Genomic DNA, 17,561 nt, shown 5'->3' with positions numbered 1-17,561 from the left:
TTCAGAACTCGTTCTGCAAGGCTTTGTAGCCGCGTACCAGATCGACATTGGTGCGTGCCACGTCTTCGGAAAACTCCGAGGCGCTGACACTCACCGGCGGGAATTGCGAGAGGTCGGTATTGGGACCGATGCGGGTGGTGGAGGGCACGTAGAACGCGTCCGGCAAATCGCGGCCATCGACCACCGAATTGTGCCGCACCACACAGCCGTCACCGACCACGCAATTGAACAGGACGCTATTGAAGCCGATGAACACTCGGTCGCCGACTACGCACGGGCCGTGCACGATCGAGCGGTGAGCGATCGAGGTGAATTCGCCGATGGTCACGGCAGCGCCGGATTTGGAGTGGATCACCACGCCGTCCTGGATGTTCGAATTGGCGCCGATGGTGATCGGCTCCATCGCGCCTGAAGCGTCTACTTCATCGGCGCGGATCACTGCGTAGGGGCCGACGAAGACGTTCTCGCCAATGACCACCTTGCCGCAGATGATCGCGGTTTTGTCGACGTAGGCCGACTCGGCAATTTGCGGAAGATCGCCGGAAGGATTTTTACGGATCATGGCTGGCTCAGTGCGTCGTAAAGGGTGTTGAGGTTGTATTCGAACAGTCCGGTAAAGGTGCTGGCCGGACCACTGGCAGCGAGGGCATCGGAGTACAACGTGCCGCCGATGTACGCGCCGCTTTCCTCGGCGATCTGCTTGAGCAGGCGCGCGTCCTTGATGTTTTCCATGAACACCGCTTTGACCTTGGCCTTACGGATCTGGGTAATCAGTGCGGCGACTTCGGCAGCCGAAGGTTCACGCTCGGTGGACAGACCTTGCGGCGCCATGAAGTCGATGCCGTAGGCCTGACCGAGATAACCGAAGGCATCGTGACTGGTGACGATTTTGCGATTGCCCGGTGGCAGCGAGCCGAGCTTGGCCTTGGCTTCGGCGAGCAGGGCGTAAATCTGTTTCAGGTAGGTCTGGCTGTTGCGTTGGTAGTCGGCCTTGTTCGCCGGGTCGGCGGCGCTCAGCGCCTTGGTGATATTGGCGATGTACAGCTCGGTGTTGGCCAGATTGTGCCAGGCGTGCGGGTCGGGAATGGTCTCGCCGTCTTCCTCCAACGAGCGTGGAATCACGCCATGACTGGCACTGATGACAGGGGCTCTGGTCTCGGTGCTGGTCGCCAGGCGATCGAGCCAAGGCTCGAAACCGAGGCCGTTCTTGATGATCAGTTTGGCTTTAAGCAGCGCTTTGGCGTCGTCCGGTGTCGGTTCATAGGTGTGCGCGTCGGCGTCCGGGCCGACCATGTTGGTGATCTGGACATGCTCGCCACCCACCTGGTGAACCATATCGGCGAGGATGCTGAAGCTGGTGACCACCGGTAATTTTTCCGCCGCCGACAACGACATCGACAGCAGCAGGCCGAACAACACGAGTAGAGCGCGCATCGGGAAACACCTCATTGGGATGTGAGCAAAGGCGGGCGGCGCAACAAGCCGTGCACCGGTCCGAACACCACGGACAGCAGATAACCGATACCGGCGACCAGAACGATCGCCGGACCGCTGGGCAGCGAGTAGTAGAATGAGATCAGCAATCCCAGCCACACCGACAGGCAGCCGATAAGCGCCGAGATGGCAATCAGGTTCGGCAGGCGACGACTCCAGAACCGTGATGCGGCGGCGGGCAGCATCATCAGGCCGACCACCATTAAGGCACCAATGGCCTGGAAGCCGATTACCAGATTGAGCACTACCAAGGTCAGGAACACGCCGTGGGCGAGGGGGCCGAGGCGGCTGACGGTTTGCAGGAATAGTGGATCGAGGGTATCGAGCAGCAGTGGTTTGTAAATGAGTGCCATGGCAATCAGGCTAAAGGCCGAGACCCATAGCATGCCGTGAAGAGTAGGGCCGTCGACCGCCAGTGCCGAGCCGAACAAGAGGTGCAGCAAGTCGAGGCGTTTGCCGGCGATGCCAAGAATCAACACGCCGCTGGCGAGCGAGATCGGATAGATCGCGGCGAGGCTGGCGTCTTCGCGCAGACCGGTGCGACGGGTGATCCAGGCGGCGAGACCGGCCATGCCCAGGCCGGCGCCCAGACCACCGAAGGTCAGCGCGGGCAGACTCAGACCGGCGAACCAGAAGCCCAATGCTGCGCCGGGAAGGATGCCGTGGGCGACGGCGTCACCGATCAGGCTCATGCGCCGCAGGATCAGAAAAACGCCGAGCGGCGCTGTGCTGCAGGCCAATACCAGTCCGCCGAGCAGCGCTCGGCGCATGAACACGAACTCGCTGAACGGTTGACAGAGGTGGGCGACGGTGAGCATCAGGCCACCTGCATATCGGGTGTTTGCTGGATCAGTTCGGTACTGGGGCCGAACAGGCATTCGCGGTTTTTGATCAGCAGTGTCCGCGGGATGTGTTGACGGACGGCGGCGAGGTCATGGCAGACCATCAAGAGTGTCCGTCCTTCGGAGTGCCAAGCGTGGATGTGCTGCCAAAGCAATTGCTGACCCAGTTCATCGAGCGCGGCATGGGGTTCGTCGAGGAGTAGCAACGGGGCGTCGGTCAGACTCAAGCGGGCGAGTAGAGCGCGTTGTAATTCGCCACCGGAAAGAGCCATCAGCGAACGTTTTTCCAATCCGCTCAAGTGCCAGTTTTCCAGGGCATTGAAGAGTCGTTGCGTGCGCAGTTGCGTCGACAGTCGACGGCCCCAGAAACCCGCAGCCACCAGCTCTTCGAGGCTGATGGGGAACTGTCGGTCGAGGTGTTGCTGTTGCGGCAGGAACGCCAGACCGCCTTGGCGTGGAACACCCAGCGCGACCTTTCCCGATAACGGCTTCTGCAATCCGGCTATGACTTTCAGCAGGCTGCTCTTACCGCAGCCGTTGGCGCCGATGATGGCGCTGAGGCTGCCGTGTTCCAGCGAGAGGGTCAGTGGCGAAGTCAGTGGTTGGCCGGGTGCGCCCCAACTCAGGGTGTGGCAACGGATCATGCGAGTTCTCGATGCCAGTGGCTTTCAGCGACAGCGTCGTGGGCGTGCAGGCTTTCAGCATGGATCACTCGCAGGTGGAATCCACTCACCCCGGGGGAGCGACGCAGGGCCAGATTAAGTCGTCGCGCGGCGTCTTCACAGAACATCAGATTCTGCCCATTGGCCAACGCGAAGGCTTGCTCGTCGGCGCGTTTCACGGCGGTTTGTACGGCAGTACCGAGCGCTGTTTCGGCGTCATTGATGATCACACTCAGGGGTAGCTCGTCGATGAACTCGTCGAGATGCATATGCAGTTGCGCGGTGCTGCGTTGGCTGTGCGGGGTGGCGACAATGCCTTGGCTTGATCCTAGCCAGGCCAACACTTTGGCATGTTGCAATGGTTTGTTGGCGAAGTCATCGATGAATTGTTGTTGAATCAACTGTCGCGCCAACGCTGCTGAACAGGGGCAGGTTGAGGAGTAGGGCACCTCAATTTTCAGTTCCACGTGGAACACTTTGTTTTTCAGGCTCGCAAAAATGCTCACTGGGTAGCTCTTCCAACCGGCCAGAGGGCTGACTAACGCAGGCCTTTTCAGCAGCACTTCGCAGTGGATTTTCAGGTAGGCGCTGTTGGATAAACCATCGTGGCTGACCAGAAATTCCTCGAGAACCTGGCGCAATAAGGAGGGAGAGAGGTCCTGCCGCTCAAGTGCCGCCAATGCGAGATATAGCCGCGACATGTGAATACCGCGCGCCTCGCCATCATCGAGACTGACGCCTGCATCTGCTTTTGCGCTCAGACGTTGGCCTTCCAACAGAACAGGCAGAGCAATGCCGCACATTCCCACCCAATCAAGCGGTAAAGCCTGCCGAGCGGCTTGAGTCGCAATATCCGGAAGTGTCAGCGAATTCATGTTCGGAACCATCGTGTTGATTGAATTAGATGTTACATTATAACAATTCAAATCACGATGCCTTTTTAATTAACAGGCTTTCATATGCACAGACGTCATCTGCTCAATCTGCTTCTGGCCAGCACGGCCTTGGCTTTTCCTTTTACTGTTTCGGCCACTCAAATTCGCAATGCACGCCTCTGGCGTTCGGATGACAAGCTGAGATTGGTCTTCGATCTTAGCGGTCCGGTGCGCTACAAAACCTTCTCCCTGAGCGCTCCCGAACGTTTGATCATTGACCTTTCCGGGGCGAGTTTGAGTGGCGATTTCAGCCAATTGACGCTTGCCGATACAGCTATTCGTTCGATTCGATCAGGGCACTTTGGTCAGGGTGATACACGCATCGTTCTCGATCTGAACCATCCAGTGCTATTGAGCAGCTTCCTTTTGGCGCCTCAAGATGGCCAAGGACACCGCTTGGTGCTTGATCTAGTAAACGCCAAACAAGCATCAAGTCCCGCAATGGTTCCACGTGAAACACCCTCGAATCAGACTCAGCCCAAGCGCGACATCATCGTTGTCGTTGATCCCGGGCACGGCGGAAAAGACCCAGGTGCGGTTGGCGCCAAGGGTGAGCGGGAAAAGGATGTGGTTCTCGCCATCGCCCAGTTGCTCGCCAAGCGCCTGAAAAAAGAGAAAGGTTTCGACGTCAAACTGGTACGCAATGACGACTTCTTCGTGCCGCTGCGCAAGCGTGTGGACATCGCCCGTCAGCATAAGGCCGACATGTTTATCTCGGTGCATGCCGATGCGGCACCGCGTCTGACGGCGTCGGGAGCGTCGGTATATTGCCTGTCCGAAGGTGGTGCAACGTCAGCGACTGCACGCTTCATGGCGCAGCGGGAGAACGGCGCGGACCTGCTCGGTGCGACCAGTCTGCTCAATCTCAAAGACAAGGATCCAATGCTCGCGGGCGTGATTCTCGACATGTCGATGAGCGCCACCATCGCCGCGAGCCTGCAACTCGGCAACACCGTTCTCGGCAGTCTGGCGAACATTACCACGCTGCATCAGAAGCGCGTGGAACAAGCAGGATTTGCCGTCTTAAAGTCGCCGGATGTGCCATCGATTCTGGTGGAAACCGGCTTCATTTCCAATGCTCGTGACAGTCAGCGCCTGGTCACTCCACGACATCAGCAAGCCGTGGCGGATGGTTTGTTCGAAGGGCTGCAGCGTTACTTTCAGAAGAATCCACCGGCCGACAGCTACATCGCTTGGCGGCAGGAGCAGCTAAAAGCGCAGGTTTAGCAGCCGGTGATCCGGCTGCAGGTGAACTTGGCGCTACTGCCGCCAGAGCTGGAAAAGCGATTGATCGTCGTCCAGCCGACGCGACGGGTGTAGCCGACCCACGCTTCCCCATCAGAGGCGATCCCAGTGAAGAACGTCAGTTGTCCGAAGCGACTGTTGGTCTGCGCCCAATAACGCTTGCCGTCCTTTTCAAATCCTCGCAGATAAATCGTGCTGCCCACCGTGTTCACGCTGTAGGCATTGCCCTGCGCGTCGATGCAGGCCAGCAGATTGGCGCTGTGTGTGCAGTTGGCGAGCGCGGGAATTTGCCCCCACGCGTTGGCTCCCGACAGCAACGCGAGACTCAGCAGCGAGCATTTCATGGCATCTTTCATCGCGGTTCCCGATGGGCGGATTGCGTACAGCTTCCTGCTCTTCATCGTTTCGGACAAGAGCAGGACTGGCTTATTCATGTTGTTATGCTATAACATAAAATTGAATTGAGCCTGAGCTCGCCGATTTCAAGCGTCTGCTTCTGCCATATCGCTGTTTTGAAGCTCTAGAGCGCGGTGCGCTACGCCAAACCAGGCCAAAACGCACATCGGCCACCACATGATGAGGATTATCCAATGTCATCACCGCTTCCCGTGACCGTTCTATCGGGCTTTCTCGGCGCCGGAAAAAGTACACTTTTGAATTACGTACTACGTAATCGAGAAGGTTTGCGCGTTGCGGTCATCGTTAACGATATGAGCGAAATCAACATTGATGGCAGCGAAGTCCAGCGCGATGTCAGCCTTAACCGTGCGGAAGAAAAACTCGTGGAGATGAGCAACGGTTGTATCTGCTGTACGTTACGCGAAGACTTGCTCGAAGAAGTCAGCAAATTCGCCCGCGAAGGAAGATTCGATTACCTGCTCATCGAATCCACCGGTATTTCCGAACCGCTACCGGTCGCCGAAACGTTTACCTTCCGCGATGAGCAGGGCGAGAGCCTGGCTGACGTCGCGCGGCTCGACACCATGGTCACGGTAGTCGACGGTGTGAATTTCCTCCTCGACTATCAGGCTGCCGAGAGCCTCGCGTCCCGCGGCGAGACACTGGGCGATGAAGATGAACGCTCGATCACCGATCTGCTGATCGAACAAATCGAGTTCGCCGATGTACTGCTGATCAGCAAGATCGACCTCATCAGCCGTCAGGAGCGCGAAGAGCTGATGGCCATCCTCAAACGCCTCAACGCCCAGGCGGAAATCATCCCGATGGTGATGGGCGAGGTGCCGCTGGAGAAGATCCTCAACACCGGGCGTTTCGATTTCGAGAAAGCCGCTCAGGCCCCGGGCTGGTTGCAGGAATTGCGTGGTGAGCACGTGCCGGAAACCACGGAATACGGCATCGCCTCGACGGCCTACCGCGCACGTCGCCCGTTCCATCCGCAGCGCTTTTTCGACTTCATCGATCGTCCATGGCCGAACGGCAAACTGCTGCGCTCCAAAGGCTTCTTCTGGCTCGCCAGCAAACCCTCCGACGCAGGCAGTTGGTCGCAGGCCGGCGGTTTGATGCGCCATGGTTTCGCCGGTCGCTGGTGGCGTTTCGTGCCGAAAAACCAATGGCCGCAGGATCAGGAAAGTACTGCAGCAATCATGGAAAACTGGACACCGAGCGTCGGAGATTGTCGTCAGGAGCTGGTGTTCATCGGCCAGAACATCGACTTCGTACAGCTCAAGTCGGAGCTCGACGCCTGCCTGCTGACTGACGAAGAAATGGCCATTGGCGCAGACGGTTGGCGCAGGCTGGCGGATCCGTTCGGCCCTTGGCACGAAGAGGCCGCCTGATGCTTGCGCTGAAACTGCAGCAAAACCGGGCACGCCATCAGCATCAGGGAGCGACGCCGAAAACGCTGGCGCGAATCCTCGAAGACGACGTCAATCTCGCGATCTGGCAGCGTCAAATGCCGCTGCACATCGCCGATTTCGCAGAGTTGCTGCTGTCGCTCAACGAGCCTTTGGCGGAATCGCTGTGCATCGAATTGCCGAATGAAGACGCCGACCTAGATCTGCAAGGACTGGCCGCCGGGTTCCGTGATCTGCAAGGCTACGAGGGCTTCATCGCTGACCTGCAATGGCTGGTGAGTGCCTTCGCCTGTCTGCTGGGCGCTCGCCGCATCGGTTTGCGCCTGCGGGTGTTGGACAAAGCCATGTGCCCACGCTTCCATGTCGATCATGTGCCGGTGCGCTTGATCACCACCTATGCCGGGATTGGCAGCCAATGGCTCAAGGAGGGCGTGATGGATCGCGAGCAATTGGGTCAGGCCAACGCCGAGCCACACGGCACGAGTCAAATCCAGCAACTCAAGCGTGGTGACGTGGCGCTATTGAAAGGCGAGAAGTGGCACGGCAACGAGGGCTTCGGCCTGATTCATCGTTCTCCGCAACCGGCAGCGGGCGAACGACGCCTGCTGCTGACCCTCGATTGGCTCGGCTGACGGCTCAAGGCTTGAGCCACTTGCCGTGGCTCTGGCTTTCGCAGTATGGCTGTAAATACGCGGCGTCAGAGGCGACGCCGTAATAGTGGATATCCTGGCGATAGGGCATATTGGCGACTTGTGCGTTGCTACACACGCCGAACGCGCCGCTCGGGCATTGATCGACGTACTGCACCTCGACTTTCTGCCCGGCCAATGTCGGTTGGCAGAAGCCGTCGCTGAACAGCTTCTCGGGAATATTGCGGTTCTGCTGGCAGACTTTGACGTCGAGCCGCACACCCTGGCTGTGCACCACGCAAGCCTGGGCCCATGCTTCGCTCGACAGCAGCATCAACAGCAACGACCATCCCATCCAACGCATGTCCAATCCCCTCAGAAAACGCCCAGTCATGTTGCAGAACATTCCTACCCATGTCATCGCCGGCCCTTTGGGCGCCGGCAAGACCAGCCTGATTCGCCAGCTTATGGCCCAACGGCCGGAAGGCGAGCGCTGGGCGGTGCTGATCAATGAGTTCGGTCAGATCGGCCTCGATGCTGCGTTGCTGACCCGCGACGCCGATGGTATCGCACTGGGCGAGGTCGCCGGAGGGTGCCTTTGTTGCGTGAACGGTGCGCCGTTTCAGATCGGCCTCGGCCGTTTGCTGCGCAAAGCCAGGCCGGATCGGCTGTTCATTGAGCCGTCCGGACTGGGCCATCCGGCGCAGTTACTCACGCAGTTAGGCGAGGCGCCGTGGTTGGGTGTACTGGCGCTGCAGCCCTGTGTGTTAGTGCTGGATGCTCAGGCGCTGGCCGCCGGGAAAGCCTTGCCGCCCGCTCAGCGGGAGGCTCTGGCCAGCGCCGGTCTGCTGTTGCTGAACAAGGCAGAAAGTCTGGATGAGGCTGTGCGGCAGACCATCGCCGAGCGTTTGCCGGCAGTCAAACTGATCTGGACGCAGCAGGCGCAACTGTCTTTACGCGAGTTGCCGGGTGTCACGGCGCAAGCAATGGCGGGTGTGGATAACCTCGTCGTGCCGCAGGGGGCGGGACCGATTCCGGCGCTCTGGAGCGATCCGGCCGTGCCGATCTGCCTGAGTCAGGCACAGGAGGGCGGTTGGAGCATCGGTTGGCGTTGGCACCCGGGACAGACGTTTGTTAGGCAACGTCTGAGCCAATGGCTGCAGAGCCTGGACTGGCGGCGGGCCAAACTGGTTATCCACAGCGCCGAGGGCTGGGTGTCGGCCAATGCCTTGGATAACGCTGGTCTTGATTGGCAACCCAGTGAGTGGCGACGGGATTCACGTATAGAGCTGATCTTTGCCGATGCACAACGTATCGATGCTTTGCAGTCAGGCCTGACGCAATGCCGGGTGCAGGCGGGTTAGCTCAAGGCTTCCACTTGTTGTGTTCCTGGCGCCACTGGCTCAGTTCGATCACTTCGGCCCGTGGGCGGGTAACTTCGACCACCGGCGGCGTATCGTCGAACGGCGCCGGGTAGGGCGCCAGTTCGATCTGTGCGCTGTGCGCGCCAAACTGGGTAATGGTGCCGTTGTGCCGGGTTTCGCCGGTCACGGTGAACTCGAAGTTATAGACCCGGGCCAGGCGCCGCCGCCCGCTGGCATCCTTGATCAGACCGATTTTTTTCAACGCGACGTTACCGTCCAGCAGTTCGACGCCGACGTTGATGCAATGCTGCTTGACCCGCTCCAGCGCCCGCTCGCGCAAGCCGTGGTTGTGCCATAACCATGCGCCGGCAGCGGCGAACAGCATCAGCACGAAGATGTTTTCGAGGGTCAGCATCAACAGGAAACTCCAAAAGATAAGCTCAGCTTAACTGCGTCGCCGGTCTGTCGTACAGGCTGTGTTTCGTCGCATACTGCGCGGCTTGAATTTCAATCGTTTTACGGAATAACCCGAATGAAACGTACGCCTCATCTGCTCGCCATTCAGTCCCATGTGGTCTTCGGCCACGCCGGCAACAGCGCCGCCGTGTTTCCGATGCAGCGGGTCGGGGTGAATGTCTGGCCGCTCAACACCGTGCAGTTTTCCAATCACACCCAGTACGGGCAGTGGGCCGGTGAAGTGCTGGCGCCGCAGCAGATCCCCGAACTGGTCGAAGGCATTGCCGCCATTGGCGAACTGGGTAACTGCGACGCTGTGCTTTCCGGTTATCTGGGCAGCGCGGCGCAGGGCCGGGCGATTCTCAGTGGCGTCGAGCGCATCAAATCGGTGAATCCGAAGGCGTTGTACCTGTGCGACCCGGTGATGGGCCATCCGGAGAAGGGCTGCAGTGTGCCGGCCGAAGTCAGCGATTTCCTGCTGGAGGAAGCCGCTGCGGTGGCGGACATCATGTGCCCGAACCAACTGGAGCTGGACAGCTTCTCCGGGCGCAAGCCGCAGTCGCTGTTCGATTGCCTGGCGATGGCTCGGGCGTTGCTGGCACGTGGGCCGAAAGCGGTGCTGGTCAAGCATCTGGATTATCCGAGCAAGCCGGCGGACGGTTTCGAGATGTTGTTGGTGACCGCAGACGAAAGCTGGCACCTGCGCCGTCCGCTGCTGGCGTTTCCGCGTCAGCCGGTGGGTGTCGGCGATCTGACGTCTGGGCTGTTCCTGGCGCGGGTGCTGCTGGGTGACAGTCTGGTGGCGGCGTTTGAGTTCACCGCAGCGGCGGTGCATGAGGTGCTGCTGGAAACCCAGGCGTGTGCCAGTTACGAGCTGCAACTGGTGCGAGCGCAGGACCGGATTGCGCATCCGCGGGTGAAGTTCGAGGCGACGGCGATCAGTCTGTAACCAGCTAAAAGCGAAAAGATCGCAGCCTGCGGCAGCTCCTACAAGGTAAACGTTAATCCTCTGTAGGAGCTGCCGCAGGCTGCGATCTTTTGCTTTTGATCTCAGGCGTCGCCCTTGATCTCCTGATAGCGCTTTTCCAGCTCCTGGCGAATCTGCCGGCGCTGCTGCGCCTGCATGTAGCGACGCTTGTCTTCGCTGTTCTGCGGTTGCAGCGGCGGCACGGGGGCCGGTTTGCGCTGGTCATCCACCGCGACCATGGTGAAGAAGCAGCTGTTGGTGTGACGCACCGAGCGCTCGCGGATGTTTTCGGTCACCACTTTGATGCCGACTTCCATCGAGGTGTTGCCGGTGTAGTTGACCGATGCGAGGAAGGTCACCAGTTCGCCGACATGGATCGGCTCGCGGAAAATCACCTGATCCACCGACAGCGTTACAACATAGCGGCCGGCATAGCGGCTCGCGCAGGCGTAGGCCACTTCGTCGAGGTATTTGAGCAGGGTACCGCCGTGGACATTGCCAGAGAAGTTGGCCATGTCGGGGGTCATCAACACCGTCATCGACAGTTGGGCGTTTCCGGGTTCCATAACGTTCTCACGGATCAAGGCTGGATGGCTGGACGCACCTCTGCGGGTGCCTGGTGGCTTTTTCAAAAGCACCGTTATCGGGACGCCAGACGACTGGCTGCCGTCACGCCGCGACCGATCTGTTTCCTTATATTGCACCGCCTTCCAGCCGGAAGTCGCGGTGTTAACCTGCAAAAGGCCCTGCCCAAGGGCAATTCCTACACGAAAAGCGGATTTTTACCCAACTCGCTCAGACCTTTCTGATGTCTGACGGCGAGTCACGTCATACAAGGAGCCCACACCATGCATGCCATCAGCTTTATTCAGGACCTGGCAGTGATCATGTTGGTCGCAGGTGTGGTCACCGTGCTGTTTCACCGCTTCAAGCAGCCGGTGGTGCTCGGCTACATCGTCGCCGGTTTCATCATCGGCCCGCACACACCGCCGTTCGGTCTGATCCACGACGAAGAAACCATCAAGACCCTCGCCGAGCTGGGGGTGATCTTCCTGATGTTCTGTCTCGGCCTGGAATTCAGTCTGCGCAAGTTGTTCAAGGTCGGGGCCACGGCGTTTATCGCAGCGTTCCTCGAAATCGTCCTGATGATCTGGATCGGCTACGAAATCGGCCGCTGGTTCGACTGGAACACCATGGACTCGCTGTTCCTCGGCGCGATCCTCGCCATCTCCTCGACCACCATCATCGTCAAGGCGCTCAACGACCTGAAGATGAAGAACGAGCGCTTTGCGCAGCTGATCTTCGGCGTACTGATTGTCGAGGACATCCTCGGCATTGGCATCATCGCCTTGCTGTCGAGCATCGCGGTCAGCGGCACGGTCAGCTCCGGCGAAGTGTTCTCCACGGTCGGCAAACTGTCGTTGTTCATGATCGTTGCGCTGGTGGTCGGCATTCTGCTGGTGCCGCGTCTGTTGGCTTATGTCGCCAAATTCGAAAGTAACGAGATGCTGCTGATCACCGTGCTCGGCCTGTGTTTCGGCTTCTGCCTGCTGGTGGTCAAGCTCGAATACAGCATGGTGCTCGGCGCCTTCCTGATCGGCGCGATCATGGCCGAGTCGCGGCAGTTGCTGAAGATCGAACGCCTGATCGAACCGGTTCGCGACCTGTTCAGTGCAATCTTCTTCGTCGCCATCGGCCTGATGCTCGATCCGATGATCCTGCTGCAATACGCGTGGCCGATTGCAGTCATTACCGTGGCGGTGGTGCTCGGCAAGATGTTGTCCTGCGGCCTCGGGGCGTTTATCGCCGGCAATGACGGACGCACCTCACTGCGTGTGGGGATGGGGCTGTCACAGATTGGCGAATTTTCCTTCATCATCGCCGCGCTCGGGATGACGCTGCAGGTCACCAGCAACTTCCTTTATCCCGTTGCGGTGGCGGTGTCGGTGATCACCACGCTGCTGACGCCGTATCTGATCCGTGCGGCCGATCCGCTGTCGATCAAGCTCTCGGCAGCGGTGCCCAAGCGTCTGGGCCGGGTATTCAGTATGTATGGCGAATGGCTGCGCAGCATTCAGCCGCAAGGTGAGGGCGCGATGCTGGCGGCGATGATCCGGCGGATCCTGTTGCAGGTCGGGGTCAATCTGGCGCTGGTGATCGCGATCTTCTTCAGCGGCGCGTTCTTTGCCGGACGGCTGTCGGTGTGGATGCAGGACTGGATCGCTGACCCGAGCTGGCAGAAGGCGTTGATCTGGGGCGGAGCGCTGCTGCTGTCGCTGCCGTTCCTGATTGCGGCGTATCGCAAGCTCAAGGCGCTGTCGATGCTGCTGGCAGAGATGGGCGTGAAACCGGAGATGGCTGGGCGGCACACGCAGCGAGTGCGTCGGGTGATCTCCGAAGTGATCCCGATCCTCTCGCTGCTGGTGATCTTCCTGCTGTTGGCAGCCTTGTCGGCCAGTATTTTGCCGACCAACAAGTTGCTGGTGCTGGTCGCCGTAGTCGCGGCCGCCGTGGCGGCGCTGCTCTGGCGCTGGTTCATCCGTGTGCACACGCGGATGCAGGTAGCCCTGCTGGAAACCCTCGATAATCACAAGGAGTCGTCGGGGCACTGACCGGCCCGGGCGTCTGGCGAATCAACTTTCCAGCCAGACGTCCCGCGCCCAGTGCCACACCGATTCCCAGGACTCTTCGGTGATCAGCTCTTCTTCGCCGGACCACAGCACCACGGTGCCGTCTTCTTCGACGCAGTAGTAGTTGTCGCCGTCCTGGCAGATCGGGATCAGGTCGCGCGGTACGCCAGCGTCCCAGGCGTTGGCCGCGACATCCGGCAGGTAAGTGTGTGATTGCGGGTCGGTGACGGTCACCGGCTCGAGGCTGCCGTACACCACGTCGCTGACGGTCAGCAGAAACTCTTTGAAGACGAACGGGATGTTGATGAAGAGTTCTTCTTCGATCTCCACCAATTGGTCTTCGTCAGGCAACTCCAGGGGAACCGGTACGGGTTCGTTGGCTTCGCGCAGTTGTTCGATGATTTCTTCCACGTCCGGGATCCTCTTGCTTGAATGGCGCGGTTTATATGGGCCGGTTTATACAGTAGCTCGCTATAGATGCAACCGTGAAATAGAAAACCCCGGCCGAGGCCGGGGTTTTTATTACCACATGCGTAACGCGATGGGGATCAGCCGTTCTGGCGGATACCGGCCACCAGCCAAGGCTGGTTTTCGCCCTGCGGACGTTCCATGTTCCAGCTTTCGCTGAACACTTCGCCCTGGTCGAAACGCGAGGTCTTCGACACACCGCTGAAGGTCAGGGTGGCGATGGTCTTGTCGGCACGATCATCCACGCCGTCCAGCTGTACCTGCAAGTTGTCGATGTAGGTCGACTGGAAGCCGTCGCCCAGGTCCGCACGCTCACGCTTGAGGAAGTCGAGCATCTGCGGGGTCACGAACTCAGCAATCTTGTCCATTTCGTTGGCGTCCCAGTGCTGCTGCAGCGACTGGAAGTGGCTGCGCGCAGCGGCAAGGAAGTTCTGCTCGTTGAACCAGGCCGGTGCGTTGATCACCGGACGAGCGGCAACCGGCGCGGCCGAACCACCGAAGATCGAGCCCATGGCGGCAGGCTTCTGCTCGAAGACTTCACGCTGCATCGGCGCGCCGGCCGGAGCCAGATGCTCCTGCTGCTTGCGTCGACGCGCAGCGATGAAGCGGAAGATCACGAACGCGATCACGGCCATGATCAGGATGTCGAAGATCTGCATGCCCTGGAAGCCGCCGCCCATGAACATGGACGCGAGCAGGCCACCGGCGGCGATACCGGCCAGAGGGCCGAGCCATTTCGAAGCGCCACCGGCCTTGGCCGCGGCACCGGCAGCGCCGGCAGCACCAGCGGTCGCTGCTGCGCCGCCCATGCCTGGGGAAGAAGGAGCCATCTGGCTGGTCTGGTGCGTCGGCGCAGCGCCGGCGCTTTTGCCACCACCAAAGCGCTTGGCGTTGGCGTCGAGGCTCATCGTCAGGCCGATGCACAACGCCATGGCGATGCTAAGAAAACGTTTCATAAAGGGAATTCCCGTTTGTGGAGACACGCGCGCCATGTTGCACAGCTGAAGTGTTACTGGCTAGCGAGAGAGTGTTTCGGGCTTTTGCCTGACAGGTTAGGTTCAGCTCCGTCGAAGCAATAAGGCCATGTACTTTTGTCTGTAGGAAAATGGGATAGGTTCAGCGGGAAACCTGCTTATCGACGCAACGCCAACATCACCACACCAGCGGTGATCAAGCCGATGCCGCCCCATTGGCGCAGGTCGAGTTTCTCGCCCAGCAGGATCACGCCGAGCACCGCCACCAGTACCACGCTGAGCTTGTCGACTGGCGCGACCAGCGAGGCTGGGCCGACTTTCAGCGCGCGGAAGTAGCACAGCCACGATGCGCCGGTACCCAGACCGGACAACAGCAGGAACAGATAGCTCTTGGCGGAAATTGATCCCAGTGACTGATATTGGCCCGTTGCGTACAAAATCAAGGCCAGGCTGACCAGTACCACAATGGTGCGCAGCAGTGTAGCGAAGTCGGAATTGACGTTTTCGATGCCGATCTTGGCGAAGATCGCCGTCAGCGCGGCGAAAGTCGCCGAGAGCAAGGCCCAGAATGTCCAGGAAGAGAAGAAGCCTGAGCCCATTGCACTGTCCTTTCCCGAATGGGGTGTAAATCAAAAGATCGCAGCCTGCGGCAGCTCCTGCATAAGCACGCCACCCCTGTAGGAGCTGCCGGAGGCTGCGATCTTTTCGCTTTTAGATAGCTTCCAGCTTTGCGTATCCCAGCATCAGCCACTTGCTGCCTTCGCTGAAGTTCACCTGCACCCGTGCCTGCGCGCCGGCGCCTTCGAAGTTGAGGATCACGCCGTCGCCGAAGATCGAATGTCGTACCGCCTGACCGAGGCTGAAGCCGGTTTCCGGGATCTCGCTACCGCTGAACAGGTTGCTGCCGCTCATCGACTGGTTGCCGCCGAACGGTCGGCTGACGCTGTTCGACAGGCGCACTTCCTGAATCAGCCCCTTCGGCACTTCACGGACGAAACGCGAGACCTTGTTGTAGGTTTCGCTGCCGTACAGGCGTCGGGTTTCAGCATAGGTCATCACCAGATTCTGCATGGCACGGGTGATGCCCACATAGGCCAGGCGGCGCTCTTCTTCCAGACGACCCGGTTCTTCCAGGCTCATCTTGTGCGGGAACAGGCCTTCTTCCATGCCCACCAGGAACACGTAAGGGAATTCCAGGCCTTTGGCGCTGTGCAGGGTCATCAGCTGAATGCTGTCTTCGTGCTCGTCGGCTTGAGTGTCGCCGGCTTCCAGCGACGCGTGGCCAAGGAATGCCGCCAGTGGCGTCAGCTCTTCGTCGTCTTCGGTGTTTTCGAAGTTGCGCGCGGCGCTGACCAGTTCCTCAAGGTTTTCCACCCGGGCCTGGCCTTTCTCGCCTTTTTCCGCTTCGTGATAGGCGATCAGTCCCGATTGCTCGATGACGGTCTGGGTCATCAGGTGCAGCGGCATCTCCATGCACTTGGCGGCAAGGTTCTCGATCAGCTCGATAAACGCACCCAAGGCGCCGGCAGCGCGACCGGTCAGGCCTTTATTGGCGACCAGTTGGCGCATCGCTTCCCACATCGATACATCGCTGTGGCGAGCATGGTCGCGGATCGCCTCGACGGTTTTCTCGCCAATGCCACGGGCCGGGACGTTGATCACCCGCTCCAGTGCGGCGTCGTTGCCACGGCCTTCAAGTAAACGCAGGTAAGCCATGGCGTTCTTGATTTCCGCACGTTCGAAGAAGCGCTGGCCGCCATAGATGCGGTAAGGAATGCGCTCGCGCAGCAAGGCTTCTTCCAAAACCCGCGATTGGGCGTTGGAGCGGTAGAGAATCGCGATATCGCTACGGGCCAAGCCGGTTTTCAGCGCGCTTTCGATGGTTTCGACAACATAGCGTGCTTCGTCGTGTTCGTTGAACGCGGCATACAGGTTGATTGCTTCACCGTCGCCGCCGTCGGTCCACAGTTCTTTGCCGAGGCGCCCGGTGTTGTTGGCGATCAAGGCGTTGGCCGCCTTCAGGATGCCGGCGGTGGAGCGGTAGTTCTGCTCCAGACGAATGGTCACCGAATCCGGGAAGTCGGACGAGTACTGATGAATGTTCTCGATTTTCGCCCCGCGCCAGCCGTAGATCGACTGGTCGTCGTCGCCGACCACCATCAGGCTGTCGCCGCCCTTGCCCAGCAGACGCAACCAGGCGTACTGCACGGCGTTGGTGTCCTGGAACTCGTCGACGAGGATATGACGGAAGCGCTTCTGATAGTGCGCCAGCAGGCCCGGGTGATCGCGCCACAGGTCGAGGGCGCGCAGCAGCAGTTCGGAGAAGTCGATGACGCCGGCGCGCTGGCAGGCCGCCTCGTAAGCTTCGTAAATGCCGCGCATGGTCGCCAGGTACAAGTCGCCGCTAGCCTGAATGTGTTGCGGACGCAGACCTTCGTCTTTCTGCCCGTTGATGAACCACTGGGCCTGACGGGCTGGCCAGCGTTGTTCGTCCAGTCCCAGCTCGCGGATCACCCGCTTGACCAGCCGCTGCTGGTCGTCGCTGTCGAGAATCTGGAAAGTCTGGCTCAAGCCCGCTTCCTGCCAGTGCGCCCGCAGCAAGCGGTGCGCCAGGCCGTGGAAGGTACCGACCCACATGCCAGCCGGGTTGATACCCAGCAACTGCTCGATGCGATGACGCATCTCGGCAGCGGCCTTGTTGGTGAAGGTCACCGACAGAATGGAGTGGGGCGAGGCGTTTTCGACCTGGATCAACCAGGCGATACGGTGCACCAGCACTCGGGTTTTACCGGAACCGGCACCGGCCAGGACCAACTGACGGCCAACGGGGGCTGCTACGGCCTGGCGTTGGGCATCGTTGAGGGAGTTCAGCAGAAGGGAGAGATCATCGCGCATCGGGGCATTCTAGGGTGCGCCGCAGGCCCGGGCAAACCGAGCTTTGCATTAGCCGATGAAAGTGCCGCCGATGACGACCGGTCGGTCACTGGCTACAGGCTTCGGCCCGCCTCACTCTGCGGGTTTTGCCAGTGATCGGACGGCGGAAAGTTTCCGGCAAATTATGATCTGGAGCAGTTTGGCAAC

Annotated in this window: 19 protein-coding genes; 6 read left to right on the top strand and 13 right to left on the bottom strand. The window is 59.9% G+C overall.

Features of this window, described 5'->3' with window-relative positions:
* Position 1 precedes the first annotated feature (1 nt).
* From JN524_RS10105 to folE2, 5 genes are read right to left on the bottom strand one after another with little or no spacing between them, the layout of a single operon-like run.
* Positions 2-562: a gamma carbonic anhydrase family protein gene (locus tag JN524_RS10105; protein WP_025112617.1), complete on the bottom strand. Its 561-nt coding sequence runs from the start codon at positions 560-562 to the stop codon at positions 2-4.
* Positions 559-1,434, bottom strand: a complete 876-nt coding sequence (locus JN524_RS10100) for a metal ABC transporter substrate-binding protein (RefSeq protein ID WP_202369252.1) — start codon at positions 1,432-1,434, stop codon at positions 559-561. Before JN524_RS10100 ends, JN524_RS10105 begins: the two co-directional genes overlap by 4 nt.
* 11 nt (positions 1,435-1,445) lie before the next feature.
* Complete coding sequence (locus JN524_RS10095; RefSeq protein ID WP_202369251.1) at positions 1,446-2,312, bottom strand: metal ABC transporter permease; 867 nt, start codon at positions 2,310-2,312, stop codon at positions 1,446-1,448.
* Positions 2,312-2,980 (bottom strand): metal ABC transporter ATP-binding protein, encoded by a 669-nt coding sequence (locus JN524_RS10090; protein WP_202369250.1) that lies wholly within the window; start codon positions 2,978-2,980, stop codon positions 2,312-2,314. The genes JN524_RS10095 and JN524_RS10090 overlap by 1 nt, the downstream gene beginning before the upstream one ends.
* Complete coding sequence (folE2, locus tag JN524_RS10085; RefSeq protein WP_202369249.1) at positions 2,977-3,873, bottom strand: GTP cyclohydrolase FolE2; 897 nt, start codon at positions 3,871-3,873, stop codon at positions 2,977-2,979. Before folE2 ends, JN524_RS10090 begins: the two co-directional genes overlap by 4 nt.
* An 84-nt stretch (positions 3,874-3,957) precedes the next feature.
* Here folE2 and JN524_RS10080 point away from each other — a divergent pair, with 84 nt between their 5' ends.
* Positions 3,958-5,160, top strand: coding sequence for an N-acetylmuramoyl-L-alanine amidase (locus tag JN524_RS10080; RefSeq protein WP_202369248.1), 1,203 nt, complete (start codon positions 3,958-3,960; stop codon positions 5,158-5,160).
* On the opposite strand, the gene JN524_RS10075 is transcribed toward JN524_RS10080, so the two are convergent.
* Positions 5,157-5,534 carry a glutamine synthetase gene (locus tag JN524_RS10075; protein ID WP_202369351.1) on the bottom strand — a complete coding sequence of 126 codons (378 nt, stop codon included), beginning with the start codon at positions 5,532-5,534 and terminating at the stop codon, positions 5,157-5,159. The genes JN524_RS10080 and JN524_RS10075 overlap by 4 nt on opposite strands.
* 234 nt (positions 5,535-5,768) lie before the next feature.
* On the opposite strand from JN524_RS10075, the gene zigA reads away from it, so the two are divergent.
* Positions 5,769-6,974, top strand: coding sequence for a zinc metallochaperone GTPase ZigA (gene zigA / locus JN524_RS10070; protein WP_202369247.1), 1,206 nt, complete (start codon positions 5,769-5,771; stop codon positions 6,972-6,974).
* Positions 6,974-7,624: a DUF1826 domain-containing protein gene (locus JN524_RS10065; RefSeq protein ID WP_202369246.1), complete on the top strand. Its 651-nt coding sequence runs from the start codon at positions 6,974-6,976 to the stop codon at positions 7,622-7,624. Before zigA ends, JN524_RS10065 begins: the two co-directional genes overlap by 1 nt.
* 4 nt (positions 7,625-7,628) lie before the next feature.
* Here the strand turns inward: JN524_RS10065 and JN524_RS10060 are convergent, their stop codons facing one another.
* Positions 7,629-7,985: an NADH:ubiquinone oxidoreductase gene (locus tag JN524_RS10060; RefSeq protein ID WP_202369245.1), complete on the bottom strand. Its 357-nt coding sequence runs from the start codon at positions 7,983-7,985 to the stop codon at positions 7,629-7,631.
* Positions 7,986-8,013: 28 nt separating this feature from the next.
* Here JN524_RS10060 and JN524_RS10055 point away from each other — a divergent pair, with 28 nt between their 5' ends.
* Positions 8,014-8,985, top strand: a complete 972-nt coding sequence (locus JN524_RS10055; protein ID WP_202369244.1) for a CobW family GTP-binding protein — start codon at positions 8,014-8,016, stop codon at positions 8,983-8,985.
* 1 nt (position 8,986) lies between these two features.
* On the opposite strand, the gene JN524_RS10050 is transcribed toward JN524_RS10055, so the two are convergent.
* The gene (locus JN524_RS10050) at positions 8,987-9,400 is read right to left on the bottom strand and encodes a DUF3301 domain-containing protein (protein WP_025112628.1); all 414 of its coding nucleotides are present in this window, start codon (positions 9,398-9,400) and stop codon (positions 8,987-8,989) included.
* Between the two features lie 117 nt (positions 9,401-9,517).
* Here JN524_RS10050 and pdxY point away from each other — a divergent pair, with 117 nt between their 5' ends.
* On the top strand, positions 9,518-10,390 hold the full coding sequence (pdxY, locus tag JN524_RS10045; protein ID WP_202369243.1) for a pyridoxal kinase PdxY: 873 nt from the start codon (positions 9,518-9,520) through the stop codon (positions 10,388-10,390).
* Positions 10,391-10,491: 101 nt separating this feature from the next.
* Here the strand turns inward: pdxY and JN524_RS10040 are convergent, their stop codons facing one another.
* Positions 10,492-10,974 (bottom strand): acyl-CoA thioesterase, encoded by a 483-nt coding sequence (locus tag JN524_RS10040; RefSeq protein ID WP_041073853.1) that lies wholly within the window; start codon positions 10,972-10,974, stop codon positions 10,492-10,494.
* Positions 10,975-11,256: 282 nt separating this feature from the next.
* On the opposite strand from JN524_RS10040, the gene JN524_RS10035 reads away from it, so the two are divergent.
* Positions 11,257-13,020: a cation:proton antiporter gene (locus tag JN524_RS10035; RefSeq protein ID WP_202369242.1), complete on the top strand. Its 1,764-nt coding sequence runs from the start codon at positions 11,257-11,259 to the stop codon at positions 13,018-13,020.
* A gap of 21 nt (positions 13,021-13,041) precedes the next feature.
* On the opposite strand, the gene JN524_RS10030 is transcribed toward JN524_RS10035, so the two are convergent.
* The 4 genes from JN524_RS10030 to uvrD all read right to left on the bottom strand — a co-directional run bounded on the left by JN524_RS10030 (position 13,042) and on the right by uvrD (position 17,375).
* Positions 13,042-13,449 carry an SMI1/KNR4 family protein gene (locus tag JN524_RS10030; protein ID WP_024164487.1) on the bottom strand — a complete coding sequence of 136 codons (408 nt, stop codon included), beginning with the start codon at positions 13,447-13,449 and terminating at the stop codon, positions 13,042-13,044.
* A 137-nt stretch (positions 13,450-13,586) separates the two neighbouring features.
* On the bottom strand, positions 13,587-14,462 hold the full coding sequence (locus tag JN524_RS10025; protein ID WP_007962237.1) for a Tim44 domain-containing protein: 876 nt from the start codon (positions 14,460-14,462) through the stop codon (positions 13,587-13,589).
* Positions 14,463-14,638: 176 nt separating this feature from the next.
* The gene (locus JN524_RS10020) at positions 14,639-15,079 is read right to left on the bottom strand and encodes an EamA family transporter (protein ID WP_027610340.1); all 441 of its coding nucleotides are present in this window, start codon (positions 15,077-15,079) and stop codon (positions 14,639-14,641) included.
* A 112-nt stretch (positions 15,080-15,191) separates the two neighbouring features.
* The gene (uvrD, locus tag JN524_RS10015) at positions 15,192-17,375 is read right to left on the bottom strand and encodes a DNA helicase II (RefSeq protein ID WP_202369241.1); all 2,184 of its coding nucleotides are present in this window, start codon (positions 17,373-17,375) and stop codon (positions 15,192-15,194) included.
* Between the last annotated feature and the right edge of the window lie 186 nt (positions 17,376-17,561).

It is taken from the genome of Pseudomonas sp. MWU318 (genome assembly GCF_016756945.1).
Classification (GTDB): Bacteria; Pseudomonadota; Gammaproteobacteria; order Pseudomonadales; family Pseudomonadaceae; genus Aquipseudomonas; species Aquipseudomonas putida_A.
Note: the sequence above shows the minus strand (reverse complement) of the source record. Positions and strands in the feature narration are given on the sequence as shown.